General features: G+C 43.3%; 15 protein-coding genes. All 15 read left to right on the forward strand.

Features of this window, described 5'->3' with window-relative positions:
• Positions 1-66 precede the first annotated feature (66 nt).
• The 15 genes from JEY82_RS15885 to JEY82_RS15955 all read left to right on the forward strand — a co-directional run bounded on the left by JEY82_RS15885 (position 67) and on the right by JEY82_RS15955 (position 17,888).
• Positions 67-1,344 (forward strand): ATP-binding protein, encoded by a 1,278-nt coding sequence (locus JEY82_RS15885; protein ID WP_304087404.1) that lies wholly within the window; start codon positions 67-69, stop codon positions 1,342-1,344.
• Complete coding sequence (locus JEY82_RS15890) at positions 1,341-2,246, forward strand: response regulator (RefSeq protein WP_304087406.1); 906 nt, start codon at positions 1,341-1,343, stop codon at positions 2,244-2,246. The genes JEY82_RS15885 and JEY82_RS15890 overlap by 4 nt, the downstream gene beginning before the upstream one ends.
• A 71-nt stretch (positions 2,247-2,317) precedes the next feature.
• Entirely contained in the window at positions 2,318-3,094 is a 777-nt protein-coding gene (locus JEY82_RS15895; RefSeq protein WP_304087408.1) for a PDZ domain-containing protein, read from the forward strand.
• A 14-nt stretch (positions 3,095-3,108) separates the two neighbouring features.
• Entirely contained in the window at positions 3,109-4,320 is a 1,212-nt protein-coding gene (locus tag JEY82_RS15900; protein WP_304087410.1) for a type II secretion system F family protein, read from the forward strand.
• A gap of 12 nt (positions 4,321-4,332) precedes the next feature.
• A complete protein-coding gene (locus JEY82_RS15905; protein WP_304087412.1) occupies positions 4,333-5,334 on the forward strand; it encodes an SIS domain-containing protein in 1,002 nt (333 codons plus the stop codon).
• 6 nt (positions 5,335-5,340) lie between these two features.
• The gene (gene asnB / locus JEY82_RS15910; RefSeq protein WP_304087413.1) at positions 5,341-7,302 is read left to right on the forward strand and encodes an asparagine synthase (glutamine-hydrolyzing); all 1,962 of its coding nucleotides are present in this window, start codon (positions 5,341-5,343) and stop codon (positions 7,300-7,302) included.
• On the forward strand, positions 7,299-8,408 hold the full coding sequence (locus JEY82_RS15915; RefSeq protein WP_304087415.1) for a glycosyltransferase family 4 protein: 1,110 nt from the start codon (positions 7,299-7,301) through the stop codon (positions 8,406-8,408). Before asnB ends, JEY82_RS15915 begins: the two co-directional genes overlap by 4 nt.
• Positions 8,409-8,411: 3 nt before the next feature.
• Positions 8,412-9,017, forward strand: a complete 606-nt coding sequence (locus JEY82_RS15920) for a sugar transferase (protein WP_304087417.1) — start codon at positions 8,412-8,414, stop codon at positions 9,015-9,017.
• Positions 9,014-9,637, forward strand: coding sequence for an acetyltransferase (locus tag JEY82_RS15925; protein WP_304087419.1), 624 nt, complete (start codon positions 9,014-9,016; stop codon positions 9,635-9,637). The genes JEY82_RS15920 and JEY82_RS15925 overlap by 4 nt, the downstream gene beginning before the upstream one ends.
• Before the next feature lie 134 nt (positions 9,638-9,771).
• Positions 9,772-10,911, forward strand: coding sequence for a DegT/DnrJ/EryC1/StrS aminotransferase family protein (locus tag JEY82_RS15930; RefSeq protein ID WP_304087420.1), 1,140 nt, complete (start codon positions 9,772-9,774; stop codon positions 10,909-10,911).
• 3 nt (positions 10,912-10,914) lie between these two features.
• A complete protein-coding gene (locus JEY82_RS15935) occupies positions 10,915-12,786 on the forward strand; it encodes a nucleoside-diphosphate sugar epimerase/dehydratase (RefSeq protein ID WP_304087422.1) in 1,872 nt (623 codons plus the stop codon).
• Positions 12,787-12,877: 91 nt separating this feature from the next.
• The gene (locus JEY82_RS15940; protein ID WP_304087424.1) at positions 12,878-14,182 is read left to right on the forward strand and encodes an MBOAT family protein; all 1,305 of its coding nucleotides are present in this window, start codon (positions 12,878-12,880) and stop codon (positions 14,180-14,182) included.
• A 1-nt stretch (position 14,183) separates the two neighbouring features.
• Entirely contained in the window at positions 14,184-16,088 is a 1,905-nt protein-coding gene (locus JEY82_RS15945) for a hypothetical protein (protein WP_304087426.1), read from the forward strand.
• Between the two features lie 71 nt (positions 16,089-16,159).
• Complete coding sequence (locus tag JEY82_RS15950; protein ID WP_304087428.1) at positions 16,160-16,687, forward strand: winged helix-turn-helix domain-containing protein; 528 nt, start codon at positions 16,160-16,162, stop codon at positions 16,685-16,687.
• A 43-nt stretch (positions 16,688-16,730) separates the two neighbouring features.
• The gene (locus tag JEY82_RS15955; RefSeq protein WP_304087430.1) at positions 16,731-17,888 is read left to right on the forward strand and encodes a DegT/DnrJ/EryC1/StrS aminotransferase family protein; all 1,158 of its coding nucleotides are present in this window, start codon (positions 16,731-16,733) and stop codon (positions 17,886-17,888) included.
• The last annotated feature ends 2 nt before the right edge of the window (positions 17,889-17,890 follow it).

Below are 17,890 nucleotides of genomic sequence, written 5' to 3' on the forward strand. Positions count from 1 at the left end.
AAGCTGTATTACGGCAAAAGAACCCATCAGGCTTACTAAAAAAAAGGATAACCTCCGACTGGTCACATGAGAAGCAAAAAAAATAATCCCGAATCAAAGAGAAAAAACAGCTATGGGAAAACCATCCGCAACTTTTGCGAAAAGTTACTGAGCCCTACTAAAAATGGAGGATGGCGACTGCCTATTCTCGCTGTTTTCTATATATTTGCGTATATTTTTTTCGACATGATGGTAGACAACCCCATCCGCCACTATATTTTCTGCATAGTCTTGGTGGTTTCGAGTCTTTATTTTTCATGGCGCATCGGTGGCAGAGAAACCATGACTTACGTAGGTTTTTTTAATATCTTTTTTGCCTTTATCTTTTCGCGCCTGCTTTACATGACAGGAAGTTTTTCATCAAAATTATTTTTAAGCCGTTCTTTTATGGTACTGTACGTCACGGCGATTATTTTTATGTTTATTATGACCAAACGGAAATCTCCGGCAGACATAGAAAAAATAACCCGAGAAAAATCCATCCGGGAAGAGCAGCAAAAACGCAGACAACTGGAACTCATGGTCGCCACCGAAAAACTTACCGGAGACATGATAGTACAGGCAAACATGGTAAAAGATGAATTAATGGTACTTCAGAATTCATGGAAATCTCAAATTCATACTATAATTAATGATCTGCCCAAAGTAAAAGAACGAGAACTATATAACCAGATAGTTACTCCTTTTGAAGAAAGCATCGTGGAACATTTACGAGGACTTGAAAACAGATTATCCTTTAGACCTCAACTGATAGGACTTGATGAACTGGCAAAACTGCTGGAACAGAATCTGGATAATGACAAAAAAAGATTCCAGAAAAAACTGGATGCCGCCTTCAATTTCAAAGGCTGGGAAACAAGAGTAGAAGAAATCTTCATTGACCGTTACAAGACATGGGAAATATTGCTAAATCTTTTAAGAAACAGCCAAACTGCAATGGAACTTAGGCAGATAGAACTTCTCCGTAAAGGAAGCGAAGAGTTCAAAGCCTATATTCCGCGACTTGCTATAATAGCCGATATCGTAGGTAAAAACGCAAGAATAAGAGTAATGGATACGGGCGGCGGCGTTCCTGAAGAAGGTTTGCAGGATCTTTTTAAAAGGGCTGTCCCTTCAACAAAACGACAAGGCAAAGCTATGGGACAAGGAACTCTTTTTGTAAAATTTTTCGGAGATAACATGGGATTTGACATCTCAGCCTCAAATACTGAAGCTCTCGGTTCAAAAGGACTCGAAGTATCCATACTTATCCCCCTCGGGACATTCGGTCCCGCCGGGGCTATTCCCGCAGGAGAAACAGCATGAGCCCGGTTCAGGAACAACTCTTCTTTGTATTGGCGGACGATGACCCACGCTTGCATGAATACACAGTTTCAATTCTTCGCGAGGCCGGACTTCTCGAAAAGCATGAATCTTTCTATGATCCGGTTTCTTTTCTGGCATTCTTAAAAGAATCCGAAGAAGAACCGGATGTAATTCTACTTGATGTGCACTTCGAAGGATCAGGATTAAGCGGAGTTGATATACTTCCCTTTATCCGTGAAGAATATCCCTATATTCCAGTTATTTTGTTGACAGGAATGGATGCAGAAGCAACAGATGAAGCTCAGTCTGATGTTTTCACTTTTTTCATCCCCAAGCCGGTTACTGAGGATCATCTCCTCAGAATGCTGCACTTTTACCTCGGCAAGAGCAGAAAAAGTGCAGAAAAAATCAGCACCCTCATGGATGAAATGGAAGAGGTCAAAGGATATCATCAACTCCTGGAGCAGGAAGTTGAAGAACTCCAGACGGAACAACGCAGGCTTGAATCTCTCTCCAAAGGTGAAAAATCCGACGGTAAAGGATTTGAAAAAGTCTCGGACATTCTTGAATCTCTGCTGACTAAAAGTCAGCCTATGCCAAGCTTTATTGCAGACCTTGAAAAGCTCTATTCAACCCAGTTCAAACTATTCAAAAAAGTTATTGAAACTCTTATCCGCTTTGATGTACAGGACTCCGGCACTCCGGGCATGAATATTCACAAAGTTCAAGGGACTCAGAACGTATTCAGTGCAAGATTGTCACGAAAAGTACGCCTTTTCTATTATAGCTCAGCCAAGACCGCCAGAAAAAGACTAATAAGATTAGATATTTACCACGACACCAAGGGGATGGACAAGTGGATTAAAAACAACTACCATTCTTACGCTGAAAATGAAGAATAGTGCCCGTGCACTAAGCTGTTTATTTCGAACAAAGAATAACGACCGACATAAGAACAGGATATTCACTGGACATGGAGCTTAAAGACACTAAATTTCCGGCATGGATATGGCCGCTAGCTTTCGGGCTTGCTGTTGCATACCTTGTTTCGTCATACATTCCAAAACCTTCACCCACAGCTCCTATTCTGGGTGAATCTTTTACGACATCTACAGCCGATAAAATTTCAAAAGATTCAGCAGTTATCCTTGAACGCAACATCTTAAGCCTTGATAACCCTACTGAAATCCAGAAAAAAGCCACCGTGACCCCAAACACATGGGCTCTGGTCGGCATAATAACCGGCGAAGTGGACATGGCTGTGTTCAGAATAAAAGATGAAACTATTATTCTACGTGAAGGAGAAGATCACGAAGGCTGGACTCTTGATGAAATTAAGCCTCAATATGTACTCTGGAAATTTGGACGTGAAGAAAAGAAAGTTGCCATGTGGGATCAGGTTCAAAGCTTGAAACTTGTCCGCGGTAAAACTAATAAGCTTATTATTGATAAAACCGAAGCATCCGCGGTACTTGAAGATCCTAACGCATTTTTAAGTCAGGCTCTTTTTAAACCCAATAATAAAAACGGCAAGACTCAAGGGTTCCGCATAACTAATATCAAGCAGAATTCAATGCTCCGCAAACTCGGTCTTGAAAATGGTGATGTCCTTATGCGCATCAACGGAGAAATGATCAACGGACCAACCAAACTGCTTCAGGTATACGGCTCAATGGCCGGAGCAACTGCTATTTATATTGACGTGGAACGTAATGACCAAATCCTGTCACTCGTAGTTGAACTCAAGTAGGAATTTAAGCAGGAATGCCGACTTATCAATATAGAGCAGTCACGAACGAAGGTAAAAAAAAGAAGGGATTCGTCGAAGCCTCCTCGCAATCCAAAGCTTTTGCCACCCTGCAAAGTAAAGGGCTTATGCCTTTGCGGCTGGAGCAGGTAAAATCCACCCAAAAGGATGCTTCTTCTAACAAATCAATTACCTCTTCACTTACAATCGGCGGTAAGATAAGACTTGGTGAATCCTTTTATTACTTAGGAATTTTGATCCAAAGCGGAACAGCTCTGGCTCAGTCACTTGATATGATGTCCCGCATGACTTCCGGATTTGCCAGCCGGATATGGATGGAAATCAGAGATGCAGTTCAATCCGGTGAAAGCTTTTCATCCTGTCTGAATAAATATCCGAAACTATTCCCTCCAGTCTATGTCGGGATGGTTCAAGTTGCCGAGTCGGTCGGCAAGCTCGGTGATGTTCTGGAGAACATTGCCCAGTACGAAGAAGAACGGGCTGAAGTAAGCGGCAGGCTTATGACTGCCATGGTTTATCCATGCGTAATTCTTATGATCGGCCTAGGCGCTGTATACTTTCTTCTTTCTGCGGTTCTCCCTAAAATTACCGGAATTTTCCAAGCTTCAAAGAGCGAACTGCCAACTTCCACCAAGATCGTAGTTGCACTGGGTAACACTCTTGGAGACCTTGGAATCATGGCTCTGATTGTTCCTGCCGCCATAATTTTCGTACTTATAAGCGCATACAAATCTGTGCCTGCATTTAGAGAAAAAGTTGATGCCATGCTCTGGAAACTTCCGCTGGTTCAAAAAAGCACTCTTGCCCGTTTTTCAGGCATTCTGGGCTTTCAGCTTGATGCGGGGATTCCTCTTGTTCAAGGAATGGAAAGCTCTGCCAAAGCCGTAAAATCATCTTTTTTCAAGAAAAAAATTGCAGAAGCAAAAGAAGAAGTAGCCACAGGACGGACCTTAAGCTCTGTTTTTGCAGAACAAAAAATTTACCCGGACATCTACATACTCACCCTCACTGCAGGCCAGAAATCAGGCCAGCTCGGTAAGTTTCTACAACGCATGGGCACCATTTTTGAGCGCGATGTGGATAACTTTATGAAACGAGTCGTTGCACTGGCTGAACCAATGCTTCTGCTGTTCATCGGTATGCTCATCGCTTTTATCGTTGTCGCAATCATGGGTCCTATCTTCGACCTGACAACCCTCGTAAAATAGGAATTTCAAATAATGACGGATAAACAACTGTCTGATTTCATTGATAGGGGACGTGAAGTCCTTGCTATTGAAGAAAAAGGACTCGCTTCCATACGAAAAAATCTGGGGTTCGGCTTTGCTAAAGCTGTCGAAATGCTGGCTGGATGCAAAGGACGCGTAATCATTACCGGACTTGGAAAATCAGGTCTTGTCGGCCGTAAAATTGCCGCCACCATGTCCAGCACCGGCTCCCCTTCTTTTTTCCTGCATCCGGTCGAAGCAGCACATGGTGATTTAGGAATGGTCCGGTCAGATGACGTGGTTATAGCCATTTCCAACAGCGGAGAAACAGATGAGCTGAACTCCCTGCTCCCTGCAATCCGGTCCTTTGAAACAAAGATCATTTCCATTACTTCCAACGGTGAATCCACAATGGCCCGACTCTCCGATGTTGTCATCGAGGCGAAGGTTCCCTGCGAAGCCTGTTCCCACGGACTGGCTCCCACCGCCAGCACCACTGCCGCCTTGGCACTAGGTGATGCTCTGGCTGTCTGCCTCATGGATCACAAAGATTTTGACAGTATAGATTTTAAAAAATTCCATCCCGGGGGAACACTTGGACGCAGACTTACTCTGTGCATAAGCGAACTGATGCACACTGATAATATTCCTTCTGCGCCTGAAAACAGTCTACTCTCCGAAGCTCTGAACATCCTTGATACGGGAAAACTAGGTCTTATTGCCCTCACTTCAGCCGGAAACAAGCTGACTGGAGTAATCACCGACGGAGATGTTCGCAGATTAGTATGTGCAGGCAAACTGAATTCATCTGAACCTGCTTCCGAAGTTATGGCTAAAAACCCGTTGCGGGTAACGCCTGATATGTCAGCAGCACAAGCGCTTGATTTGATGGAAGCTAAAGAAATTACAGTTCTTCCCGTTGTGGATGAGAACGGAAAAATTTCAGGCATGATCCATCTCCATGATCTGCTTGGTAAAGGCAGACTCAAATTCGCGGAAACCACGAGAGGGTAACCCTGCATGTGCGGTATCGCCGGACTTATTGATTTTTCCAAAAGTACGAATTCTGAACAGCTACTCCAAATGGCCAAAAGCATGGGGTATGCACAACGCTCACGGGGACCGGACGGTTCAGGACAATGGGCAGATCCGGAATCCGGCATAGCCCTTGATCACCGTCGCCTTGCTATTATCGACCTGACCGAAGAAGGCGTTCAACCCATGACCAGCCGCTCGGGCCGGTTTGTAACGGTCTACAATGGTGAAATTTACAGTTACCGCGATCAACGCGAGAAACTTGAAAAAACATCAACATTCCAAGGCTGGAGAGGCCATTCCGACACTGAGGTAATGCTCGAAGCTATCGAACAGTGGGGACTGGAAAAGGCACTGGAATCTTTCAGTGGCATGTTTGCCATAGCTCTCTGGGATCGTGAGGAACGCAAACTGTTTCTCGCCCGTGATCGCATGGGTGAAAAGCCGCTCTATTATTCAACGCAAGGCAATACTTTTCTGTTCGGATCAGAGCTTAAAGCGCTCATGACTTATGAAGGATTTGAGAAAAAAGTCGACCGTAATTCTCTTTCATCATATCTGCGCTACCACTATGTCCCGGCTCCGCACACAATTTTTAAAAATGTTCACGTCCTCATGCCCGGCACATGGCTGAGCATATCTCATGACGGAACAATTTCTGAGCCTGCGGAGTATTGGTCTCTTCTTGATTCCGCACGCGAAGCTGAAAGCAAAATATTCACAGCGCCCGATTCCGACATAATCAATACTCTGGAAGATCTGCTCTTAAAAGTTGTCGAGCGTGAAATGATTTCGGATGTTCCGCTCGGTGCATTTCTATCAGGCGGAATTGACTCGTCACTTATCGTATCTTTAATGCAGCAGTGTGCGCTGTCGCCAGTCAAAACATTCACCATCGGTTTTGATGACGAAGCATATAATGAGGCGAACGATGCAAAGCTGGTAGCACAACATATCGGAACAGAGCACACCGAGCTATATGTCTCGCCGAAAGATGCACTTGAAATTATCCCTTCGATTCCCCAAATATGGGATCAACCTTTTTCCGATGCCTCGCAGATTCCGACTCACCTTGTTTCGCGCATGACCCGCGAACATGTAACCGTTGCCCTTTCAGGCGATGGCGGTGACGAACTTTTCGCTGGCTACAACCGCCATTTCAGAGGCTGTTCCTTATGGAATAAGCTTGAACATTTCCCAGTATCATTGCGTTCAATTATGGCAGAAGCCATCTTAAGAGTATCACCAGAAACACTGAACGAAATTTTTGATATACTCGAGCCCATCATACCGGAAAAGCTACGCATGAGACTGCCCGGACAGAAGCTGCATAAACTTGCCCATGTTATGGACGCAGATTCTGCTTCGGATTATTACACAGCCCTCACGTCAAACTGGCTGAATCCTGAAACAACCGTCATGAGCGGTCGGGAAATAGTCAGTCCGTTCCAGAATTATTCTATGCAGCCGAGCACAAAAAACCTTACCGCATGGATGCAGTTCATGGACGCGGCTACATATCTGCCCGATGATATCCTGACCAAAGTCGATCGCGCGGCAATGGCTGTAAGCCTCGAAACAAGAGCTCCTTTCCTTGATCATGAGATAGTTGAATTTTCTCAGCGGCTGCCCATGCATCTCAGAATGCAGAACGGACAAGGCAAATATGCTCTACGCAAAATTTTATACAAATATGTTCCTAAAAATCTCATTGAACGCCCCAAAATGGGCTTCGGTATCCCGATCGACAACTGGCTGCGCGGGCCTCTGCGCGAATGGGCTGACAATCTGCTATCACCGGAACGTTTAGCGGATGACGGCTATTTCAACGGGCGGACCGTACAAAAAGCATGGCATGAACATCTGAGCGGCGAAAAAGACAACCATTACCGGATCTGGAATATCCTTGTATTCCAGTCATGGATGGATCACTGGGATGTTTCATGAAAGTTGCTGTTATAGGTGGATATGGACCTTCTCTTATAAATTTTAGAGGCTCCATGCTCCGCGCCATGAAAAGCGCAGGACATGAGGTTTATGGGATTGCACCTCAAGACAGCCCTGATGTCGCCGAAAAGCTTGCTGCTATGGGTGTTAACTATATTCCAGCCCCGATCAGACGCACGGGAATGAACCCTTTGCGTGATGCTGTCACCGTCTATTCTTTATTTCGTATATTACGTGAAATTAAACCGGACGCAGTACTTTCTTACACAATCAAGCCTGTAATTTACGGTTCTCTGGCAGCGAAAATGGCCGGAGTTCCCTCAATTTTTTCTATGATAACCGGACTCGGCTATGCCTTCGGTGATACTGGCGGAAAACGCGCTCTGCTTTTCCAACTGGTTAAAAACATGTACCGTTTCGGCCTAGCTATGAATTACGGGGTTATGTTTCAAAATCCCGATGATCGGAATCTATTTATCAAGCTTGGAATAATCAAAAAAAATAAGCCGACTTTTATTACAAACGGTTCAGGCGTTGACCTTAATCATTTTTGTACCATGCCTGTTAAACATGATGCGCCTGTATTTTTGTGCATATCAAGATTACTGAAAGAAAAAGGCGTACGCGAATTTGCTCATGCTTCAATACACCTGAAGAAAAAATATCCTCAGGCGCAGTTCAGACTTGTCGGGCCTCACGACCCGGGCCCTGATTCCATAAGTGACCAGATAATCGAAAAATGGAAATCCGGCGGGGTTGAATGCGTCGGTCCTGTTGATGATGTGCGCGATGAACTGGAAAACTGCTCAGTATATGTACTGCCTTCGTACAGAGAGGGCACACCCCGCTCAGTGCTGGAAGCTATGTCCACAGGCAGAGCTATTGTCACCACCGACACTCCCGGTTGTCGCGAGACTGTTCTTGACGGAAGTAACGGCTTTCTGGTTCCGGTGAAAAATGTTCCTGCCCTTGAGATGGCTATGGAAAAATTTATCACCTCCCCCGAACTTATTCGCACTATGGGCGGAAAAAGCTGTGATATTGCCGCAGAAAAATATGATGTTAACAAGGTCAACTCGACCATAATGAAAGCAATGGGACTCTAAAATATGACACTTAAAAGAGCATTTGATCTTGCAGTGGCTGTTCCTGCCCTCATAATATTTTTCCCTGTTCTGATAATTATCGCCATTGCCATCCATCGCAAAATGGGCGGCGGAATATTTTTTTTACAAAGAAGGCCGGGGCTACATGGTAAGCCTTTTAATATACTTAAATTCAAGACCATGTCCGACGCAAAAGACAAAGACGGCAATCTACTGCCGGACTCGCAGAGACTCACTAAATTTGGACGTTTTCTACGTTCGTCCTCCCTTGATGAATTACCGGAACTGGTAAATGTAATCTTCGGTGACATGTCCCTAGTAGGGCCGCGACCATTGCTTATGCAATACCTTGAGCGTTACACTCCTGAACAAGCAAGAAGGCACGAAGTTCTGCCCGGCATAACAGGATGGGCACAGGTTAACGGACGCAATGCCATTTCATGGGACGACAAATTCAAACTTGATATCTGGTACGTTGAGAATTACAGTATCCCGCTGGATATAAAGATACTTTTCATGACCGTAGCCCGTGTATTTAAACGGGAAGGAATCAGCCAGACCGGGCACGCAACAGCTGAAGAATTTATGGGAAAGAAAAAGAATATATGAAAAAAATTATTGTTATAGGCGCAGGCGGACACGGTCAGGTTGTAGCGGATGCCCTGCGACTCATGAAAGAAGCCGGGCCTGTTGCTTTTTTGGATGAAAATCCCGCTTTAATCGGAACAGAAGTGCTTGGAATTCCTGTCCCGGGCGATAATTCATATCTTTCAAAAATAGAACATGACGGAGTTGTTCTTGCGCTTGGTAATAACGCGCTGCGTAAGCGAATCTTCGAGGAACTTACCGAAGCAGGAGAAAACCTCTTTACGGTGATTCATCCTTCAGCAATAATCTCGCCATCCGTTAAAATTGGAGCCGGATGTATGATTCTTGCCGGTGCGGTGATTAATACCGGTGCCGAAATAAAAGAGAATACAATCATTAATACCAACAGCACCATTGAACACCATAATATGATCGGACCTCATGCCCACATCGCGCCCGGTTCCACTTTGGGCGGCGAAGTTTCGGTCGGTGAAGAATCAATGGTCGGTATAGGTGCAACAGTACTTCCACGGGTAATTATTGGTAATAAAGCCATGCTCGGAGCAGGTTCAACAGCTACCCGCAAAATACCCGACGGAGTTACAGCCGCCGGAATGCCTGCAAAAAGATTAAAATTTTAATAAAAAAACAAACATATTTAAACAATCATTACAGTTGGTTTTAACACATTAATCCTAGACTGTACTTAAGCTCTGAATTATAATATCAGACCCGTTGTTGACTATAATTTTCATATAAAAAGGAAGCTTGAACATTGTCCGCAAGCAATAAAGATCGCATATATCTTTCTCCACCCCACATGGGCGGGACCGAACAAGACTTCGTAAAACAGGCCTTTGACAGCAATTTCATCGCCCCTCTCGGACCGCAGGTTAACGGGTTTGAGCAGGATTTTTCCAAGATGTCAGGACTTGCGCATTGTGCTGCTCTTTCCAGCGGAACTGCAGCCCTGCACCTTGCGCTCAGAATTCTGGGAGTCGAAAAAGACGATGTGGTTCTTGCTTCTTCGCTGACTTTTATCGGAAGCGTTACTCCGGTAAAATTTCTCGGTGCAGAACCGTGTTTTATTGATTCGGATTACAAATCATGGAACATGGACCCTGACCTTTTAGCTCAAGCCGTTGATTATTATATTTCTATAGGTAAAAAACCCAAAGTGGTAATACCTACCGACCTTTATGGACAATGCGCTGACTATGACCGCATTCTGGAAATTTTGAAACCGCATGGTATTCCACTGGTTGTAGACGCTGCAGAATCTGTTGGTGCGATGTATAAAGGCGAACATGCCGGAAAACATGCGCTTATGGCTGCTTATTCCTTTAATGGCAATAAGATTATCACAACTTCCGGCGGCGGCTTGCTCGCCTCTGATAATAAAGAATACATTGACCGTGCCCGCTGGCTTTCTCAGCAGGCAAAAGAGCCTCTGCCTCACTATGAGCATAAAGAACTCGGCTATAACTACCGTATGAGCAACGTTGTGGCGGCAATTGGACGAGGTCAACTTGAAGTGCTTAAAGACAGAGTTGAACGCAAACGTGAAGTTTTTGATTACTATAAAAAAGCTCTCGAAGACTGTCCCGGAATATCATTTATGCCGGAAGCTGATTACGGCAAATGCAACCGCTGGCTGACAGTAATGCTAATTGACGAAAACAAATTCGGCGCAAGCCCGGACCAGATTCGCATAGCTCTTGAAAAAGAAAATATAGAATCCCGCCCAGTCTGGAAGCCCATGCACATGCAGCCTTTGTTTAAAGATTGCAAATTTTTCGGCGGAAAAGTTAGCGAAGACTTATTTACGCGGGGCCTCTGTCTGCCTTCCGGCACAGCTATGAGCAAAACCGATCTGGACAGAACAGTTGAAAGCATAAAGATTTGCAGGAAATAAAGAATGATCAACAACCTGCGTAATGCTAATTTTTACATGATGGTCATTCTGGACCTTTGTATTTTCGCTGTTTCTTTTTATGCTGCATACCTTTTCCGTTTTGATTTCAATCTTCCCGAGTATGCAACTATTCAGCTTTTAGATCTTTTAAAATACACCGTTATAATTAAATTTTCTGTATTTTTAGGACTTGGATTATACAGAGGAATGTGGCGTTATACAGGACTGCGTGATCTCTGGCATATTCTTGAAGCAACATTCCTTCAATCACTTATCCTGGTTACGCTGGTTCTTTATAAATTCGGCTTCGACGGATTTTCCCGCGGAGTTTTCATAATAGACTGGATGCTTACGATTTTTATGGTCGGAGGTGTAAGAGTTCTCATCAGAGCTTTTTATTCCTACCATGAAGGCAATTCATTACAATTCACTCCAGCTTCGTGCCCAGCAGACGGACATAACGCCCTCATTATCGGAGCAGGACGGGCCGGAGAAAAAGTCGCCCGTGAAATAATGGGAAGTGGACAGCTACGATTCACTCCAATCGGTTTTATTGATAATGATCGCAACAAACGCGGTAGAACAATCCACGGCATTCCTGTACTGGGCGGACTTGAAGATCTTCCTGTTATTATTGAAAACAGATGCGTTAACAACATTCTTATAGCTGTTGCCGAAGCTTCCGGTTCCCAGATGCGCAGCATCATTGAAGCCTGTAAAACCACGGGACTCCCCTACAAAATACTGCCCGGTATGGATGAGATTATTAACGGAAAAGTAGGCATCAAAGCTTTGCGCGATGTCAGCTATCAAGATCTCCTGGGCAGATCCCAGGTTCAGCTCGATACCACCCGTATCAGTCAGTATATTTCCGGAAAAACTGTTCTTGTAACAGGATGCGGAGGCTCAATAGGCTCTGAACTGGTCAGACAGGTGGTGCGCTTTAACCCTGCAAAGCTGATTCTGGTTGATGCAAGTGAAGCCAACCTTTATTCCATTCAGATGGAACTGCATCACGAACTTAAATTTAATGATTATGTGACGGTTCTCGGTTCTGTCCAAAACTCAAGCCTGCTTGACCGTACCTTCGGTGAACATAAACCGCATACTGTTTTCCACGCAGCAGCTTACAAACATGTCCCCATGGTCGAGCGTAATCCTTGGCAGGCCGTTAATAATAATATTTGCGGCACAAAAAAGGTCATGACTGCGGCAGATAAACACGGCGTAGACAGATTCGTTATCGTTTCCACAGATAAAGCCGTCAGACCCACAAATATTATGGGCGCATCCAAAAGAGTAACCGAACTGCTCATGCGTCTTTTCCACAATTCCAAAACAACCTTCATGGCTGTAAGATTCGGAAATGTTGTAGGTTCATCAGGTTCGGTTGTGCCTCTTTTCCGCAGACAGATTGAAAAAGGCGGACCAGTCACAGTCACTCATCCGAACGTTACCCGCTATTTCATGTCCATATCAGAAGCCGCCCAGCTTATACTGCAAGCCGGAGTAATGGCTAAAGGCGGAGAAATTTTCATCCTTGAAATGGGAATGCCTGTTAAAATTGCAGACATGGCCCGCGACTTGATCAAGCTTTCCGGTAAAGAACCGGACAAAGACATTGAAATTATATTCACAGGACTGCGTGAAGGTGAAAAACTCTATGAAGAGCTTATCACCGAAGGTGAAGATATTGTCACCACCGAGCACGAAAAAATAATGGTCCTCAAAGCCGAAGAAAACGATATCGCAGCCTACGCTACGGAACTAAATAATTTGCTGAATCAAATGGCTGAAGCGGCTCATAATTTTGATGGGGAAAAAGTCCGCGCGATACTTCATGATACTGTTGCTGAGTTTGATGAAGAAGGTTGAAATAATTTAAATGCTATTTAACTCTCACATATTTATCCTTTTTTTTCTGCCTCTCGTATTTGCATTTTATTTCCTCTTACGAGGTTTCAACTTGCACTTTGCAGGCAAGCTCTTTCTGGTGTGCGCATCCTTTATTTTCTACGCATGGTGGAAAACAGAATACCTTTTCCTGCTCAGTGGAACCATCATATGGAATTTTATGATGGCTGAAGCCTTGCACCGCTGGCGTAGTAAATCCATACTTTCACTCGCTGTTTGTGGAAACATTTCTGTACTTGGATACTTTAAATACAAAAATTTCTTTTTTGATAACATCGCCGGACTGACAGGAATGCCATCAATAACTGAAAAAGTTATTATCCCACTAGGAGTCAGCTTCTATACATTTCAGCAAATATCCTTTCTGGTAGACACCTATCGCGGCAAAGCTGATAGATGCAACTTGCTAGATTATACCCTTTTTGTTTCCTTCTTCCCTCAACTTGTCGCCGGACCGATCAGCTATCAACACGAAATTACACCTCAATTTAACGCCTCTGATGCCGGGAATTTAAATTATAACAATATAGGGCAAGGCTTTTTTCTCTTCAGCATAGGATTATTCAAAAAGATAGTTATTGCTGACTCTTTAGCTCCATATGTAGAAAAAGGCTTTGATAATGCCTTAGCATTACCATTCTGGGATTCATGGGCAACAAGTCTTGCATATACCTGTCAACTTTATTTTGATTTCAGTGGCTACACAGACATGGCTCTCGGACTGGGATTGCTTTTCAACATAAAACTTCCTAACAATTTTAATTCGCCCTACAAATCAACTAATATACAAGAATTCTGGAGAAAATGGCATATAACTCTTGGTAGATTTGTACGTGACTATATCTATATTCCCTTAGGAGGAAGCCGCAAGGGAAGCTATAGAACGCTGGCAAACCTTTTTTCATCATTCCTTTTGATCGGACTTTGGCATGGAGCAGGTTGGAACTTTGTACTATGGGGCGGCTTGCATGGCGGTGCTATTGTGATTCACAGAATCTGGCAAAATACAGGTGGAAAACTCCCAATTTATGCCGGGTGGATTCTCACCTTCCTGTATGTCAACGCATGTTGGGTACTGTTTAGAGCCACAACTACTTATGATGCAATAAAAATATTCAAAGGAATGATGGGCATGGTCAATGTTGGCTTTTCTACAGCCCTTACCCTTACAGATGATTTTATACTGCTTGGAGCATGTATGGGACTTATCGCCTTCACAGCTCTATTCAAGAACTCTGTTGAAATCTCCCACGAAATGAAATTTTCTTTCAAAGAATCAGCATTAACGTTAACCTTCTTTGTGATTTCCTTCATAAAACTATACTCTTACCAAACCTTTCTCTACTTCGATTTTTAATATGTCTGAACGCAAATGGACCATACGGACTCTTTCGATACTTACCGCGCTGGTAATAGGTTTGATCGTCACTGTTAACTTTATTATAGACCCTTACGGAGAGTTTCGCTTAATCGAGGGAGATTACAACAAACTGAAACTTAAGGCTGAAAAAACAACCGCATTACAAGTCTCCTCGAAACTCTATGACGGAAAATATGCACTTGTGTTTGGCAGCAGCAGAACAATGCTTCTATCCTCTGAGATTATGGGTGAACCAGTCTTAAATTTTAGTACCTCCCTATATAATAACCCTGGAGACATTCTTGCTCTCCTCGAAATGCTCAATAAAAAACAACTTGCCAACATTACCCATATCTATTTTTTAGTGGACATTAACGGATTTCATTATACAAGTGCAGCCCCTGAAATGCTCAATAAAGGGACCTTACTACTCGAAACACTTAAAAACCTTGGGCCTAAAAAGATTGAAGAAGCCTGGAACTGCCTTACTGCAAACAACCAAAAACTCAGTGAATCCAACTATCCTAACTACATAGATTCATATGGAACGTTGCATAAACAAGAAACCCCTTACAAAACAAGGCAACCTCATTTTTCAAGCCACGTTGTAACCCCGTACTTTTTAAATTCACTGAAAAAAATAAATTCCTTCAGCGCTAATCACGCTATTGAAACAACCTTTTTCACAACACCTTGGCAACAACCTTTTATATCATCGTTGCAAACCAAAGTTACGTCGATTTTAAACAATGCGGCAATTGCATGTGGAGGGTTGTTAAATTTTCAGTTGCACCCAGAATTTATTGGTAAAACCTCACTTTTTTATGATCCGTCTCATTTAAATACTTCCGGGTTAAAACTTTTTGTAAAACTTTTACGATCATCACAGACAGAAAAAGTATCCATTGAAAATAGCAACAAGATCAACCCGGCAAACTATAAAACAATAACCTCGGCCGATCTTTTAGACATAATCAACAATTGGAATAAAGACTTAGATACAGATTCGTTTATTCAAGCAATTTGTGAAACACACCGAAATGACTTAATAATTTTATTATATGAAAATATCGAAAAGTTAGGACAAACCAAATTGCTATTTACCGGTAAATCAATTCTCTATGCAAAACCAGAAAGGATAAAACCGATCTTAGAAAAAAATGGTATGATTCATCACCAATATTTTAAAGAAATATCACTACAAGATGCAATCATGTCCGGCAATATCAACATGATCAAAAGTGCAATCCTTCTGGGAGCGGACGTCAACTCCATAAATACCTATGGAGCATCTCCACTGTTCGTTGCGGCAGTTTTTTCTCCAAATTCAGAAATTATCAAAATACTTCTAAAAACCGGTGCCGACCCTTTTTTTATTCCTAAAACAGCAAGCTCTGGATATTATTTAAATCAGTCTGTGTTCACTCTTGCTTTAAAACAAAAAAACCAAATACTTTTAAATTTTCTTACAAGTCAATTTCCTAACCACCCTCTCTCTAGACATGCGATCCTACTAGCAGAGCTGAATAAACACCCAGACAATGCTCTCGCATTCAAGGAAGCGGCGGCTCTCAACCGGAAATACTATAACTCCAGCAATCCTCTAATGCAGAGACTTCACTTAAATAGAACGGACATAGAAAAAGTATCCACATCAAACAACGTAACTACTCTCAAATTTGGAACGACAGAATTAGTTTTAACACCGCGAGAAGCATATCTTTATGAACACATAAATGTTCTGAACAACGTTTACGAATTAATTGAAGAAACAACTAAATTTCAAGCAAATAAACTCTCTTTTCAAGGCACTCGCGAACAACATTTTCAAGCTATATTTCAAGATATAGGTCGTTTAGTTGGTAATCTGAACCAGCACAACGCTATTTGGATTCTTGACTAATCATCAATACCGTCAAGAAAAGCCCCTCTAATATTGACAGTTCGTTCAGAATAACCTAACAAACTAGCATCATGTTAAAGCAACTATTTACATCAAAAACCAGAATCAAACTTCTGCTTAAGTTATTCCTCAATCCGGGAGTCTCCTCCTACTTGCGTGAATTAGCTGCCGAATTTGATGTTTCTCCCAACGCAATGAAGGAAGAACTGGACGGCTTAAGTGACGCAGGATACCTGAACAAGAAAAAAGAAGGGCGTTACATATTCTACAACGCCAACTCCTCTCACCCCTTCTTTCCAGAAATCAGTTCAATAGTCCGCAAATATATCGGAATCGACCAGATCCTCGAATACATACTCTCCACTATCGGAGATGTTGATTCAGTCTATGTTCTTGACGACTACGCCAAAGGCATTGACTCCGGGCTGATTGACGTCCTCATTATCGGCGACGACATCGACTCGGACAGAATTGTTGATCTTTGCGCCAAAGCGGAAGAAGCAATTCAACGTAAAATCAGATTCATGGTCCTCGGCACAGAAGAATTTACAACAACTAGTAATATTTATTTAAAACGGCCTAATTGGAAGGTTGTCTAAATATCTATGATAAGAATCTGCTTAAAAATGGAGAATTAATCTCATGAATATTCCTTTTATCGATCTAAAAAAACAATATTCGCGTATTGAAAAACAAGTCCGTAGCAACATGGACGCCGTTATGGAACATGGCGCCTACATTATGGGTCCCGAAATTCCAGCTCTTGAAAAAAAACTCGCTGAATACTGCGGAGCAAAACACGGACTGGGGTGCGCATCAGGAACTGATGCACTGACTCTTGCGCTCATGGCTCTCGATGTAAAACCAGGCGACGCTGTGTTCACCACCCCCTTCACTTTTTTTGCAACAGCTGAAGCTATCGCTCTTCTAGGTGCAACTCCGGTATACGTAGACATTGACCCCGTAACTTTCAACATCGACCCTGCAAAGCTCGAAAAAACTATCGAAGCTCTCAAGGGAAGCGACAACGGCTATCCTCTTCCTAAGGTAAAAGGACTCACTGCCAGAGGCATTATCAGCGTAGGAATTTTCGGACTGCCTGCTGATTACGATGCAATTAAAGCAATCGCTGACAAGCATGACCTTTTCATTATTGAAGATGGAGCTCAGAGCTTCGGCGGAGAGTATAAGGGCAGAAAATCGGGTACGTTCGGTGATATTTCCTGCACATCTTTCTTTCCAGCCAAGCCTCTCGGTTGTTACGGAGACGGTGGCATGTGTTTCACTGATGATGACAAACTGATCGAACGTCTGCGCTCACACCGTGTACACGGACAGGGCCCAGACAAGTATGACAATATCTGCCTCGGCATCACCGGTAGACTGGACACTCTTCAAGCTGCCGCTCTCCATGCTAAATTTGATATTTTCCCCGAAGAAGTTGAATTGCGCGACAAAGTTGCTGCAACTTACGCTGAGCTTCTGAAAGATATCGAAGGGCTGACTCCTCCAAGCACTCCCGAAGGTGACCTTTCCGTATGGGCGCAGTATTGCCCGCTTGCAAAAGACAGCGCACACCGCGACAGGATTCAGGCTGCACTTAAAGAAAAAGGTGTTCCTTCTCCTATCTATTATCCTATTCCGCTGCACCTACAAACCGCATTCAAAGAACTCGGCTATAAAGCTGGCGATTGTCCGATAAGTGAAGACACTGCAAAACGCATTTTTGCAATCCCCATGCACCCCTACCTCGAAAGGGACGCACAGGAATACATCGCAGACGCCATTAAAAACGCTTAATA

Source organism: Maridesulfovibrio ferrireducens (genome assembly GCF_016342405.1).
Taxonomy (GTDB): Bacteria; Desulfobacterota; Desulfovibrionia; order Desulfovibrionales; family Desulfovibrionaceae; genus Maridesulfovibrio; species Maridesulfovibrio ferrireducens_A.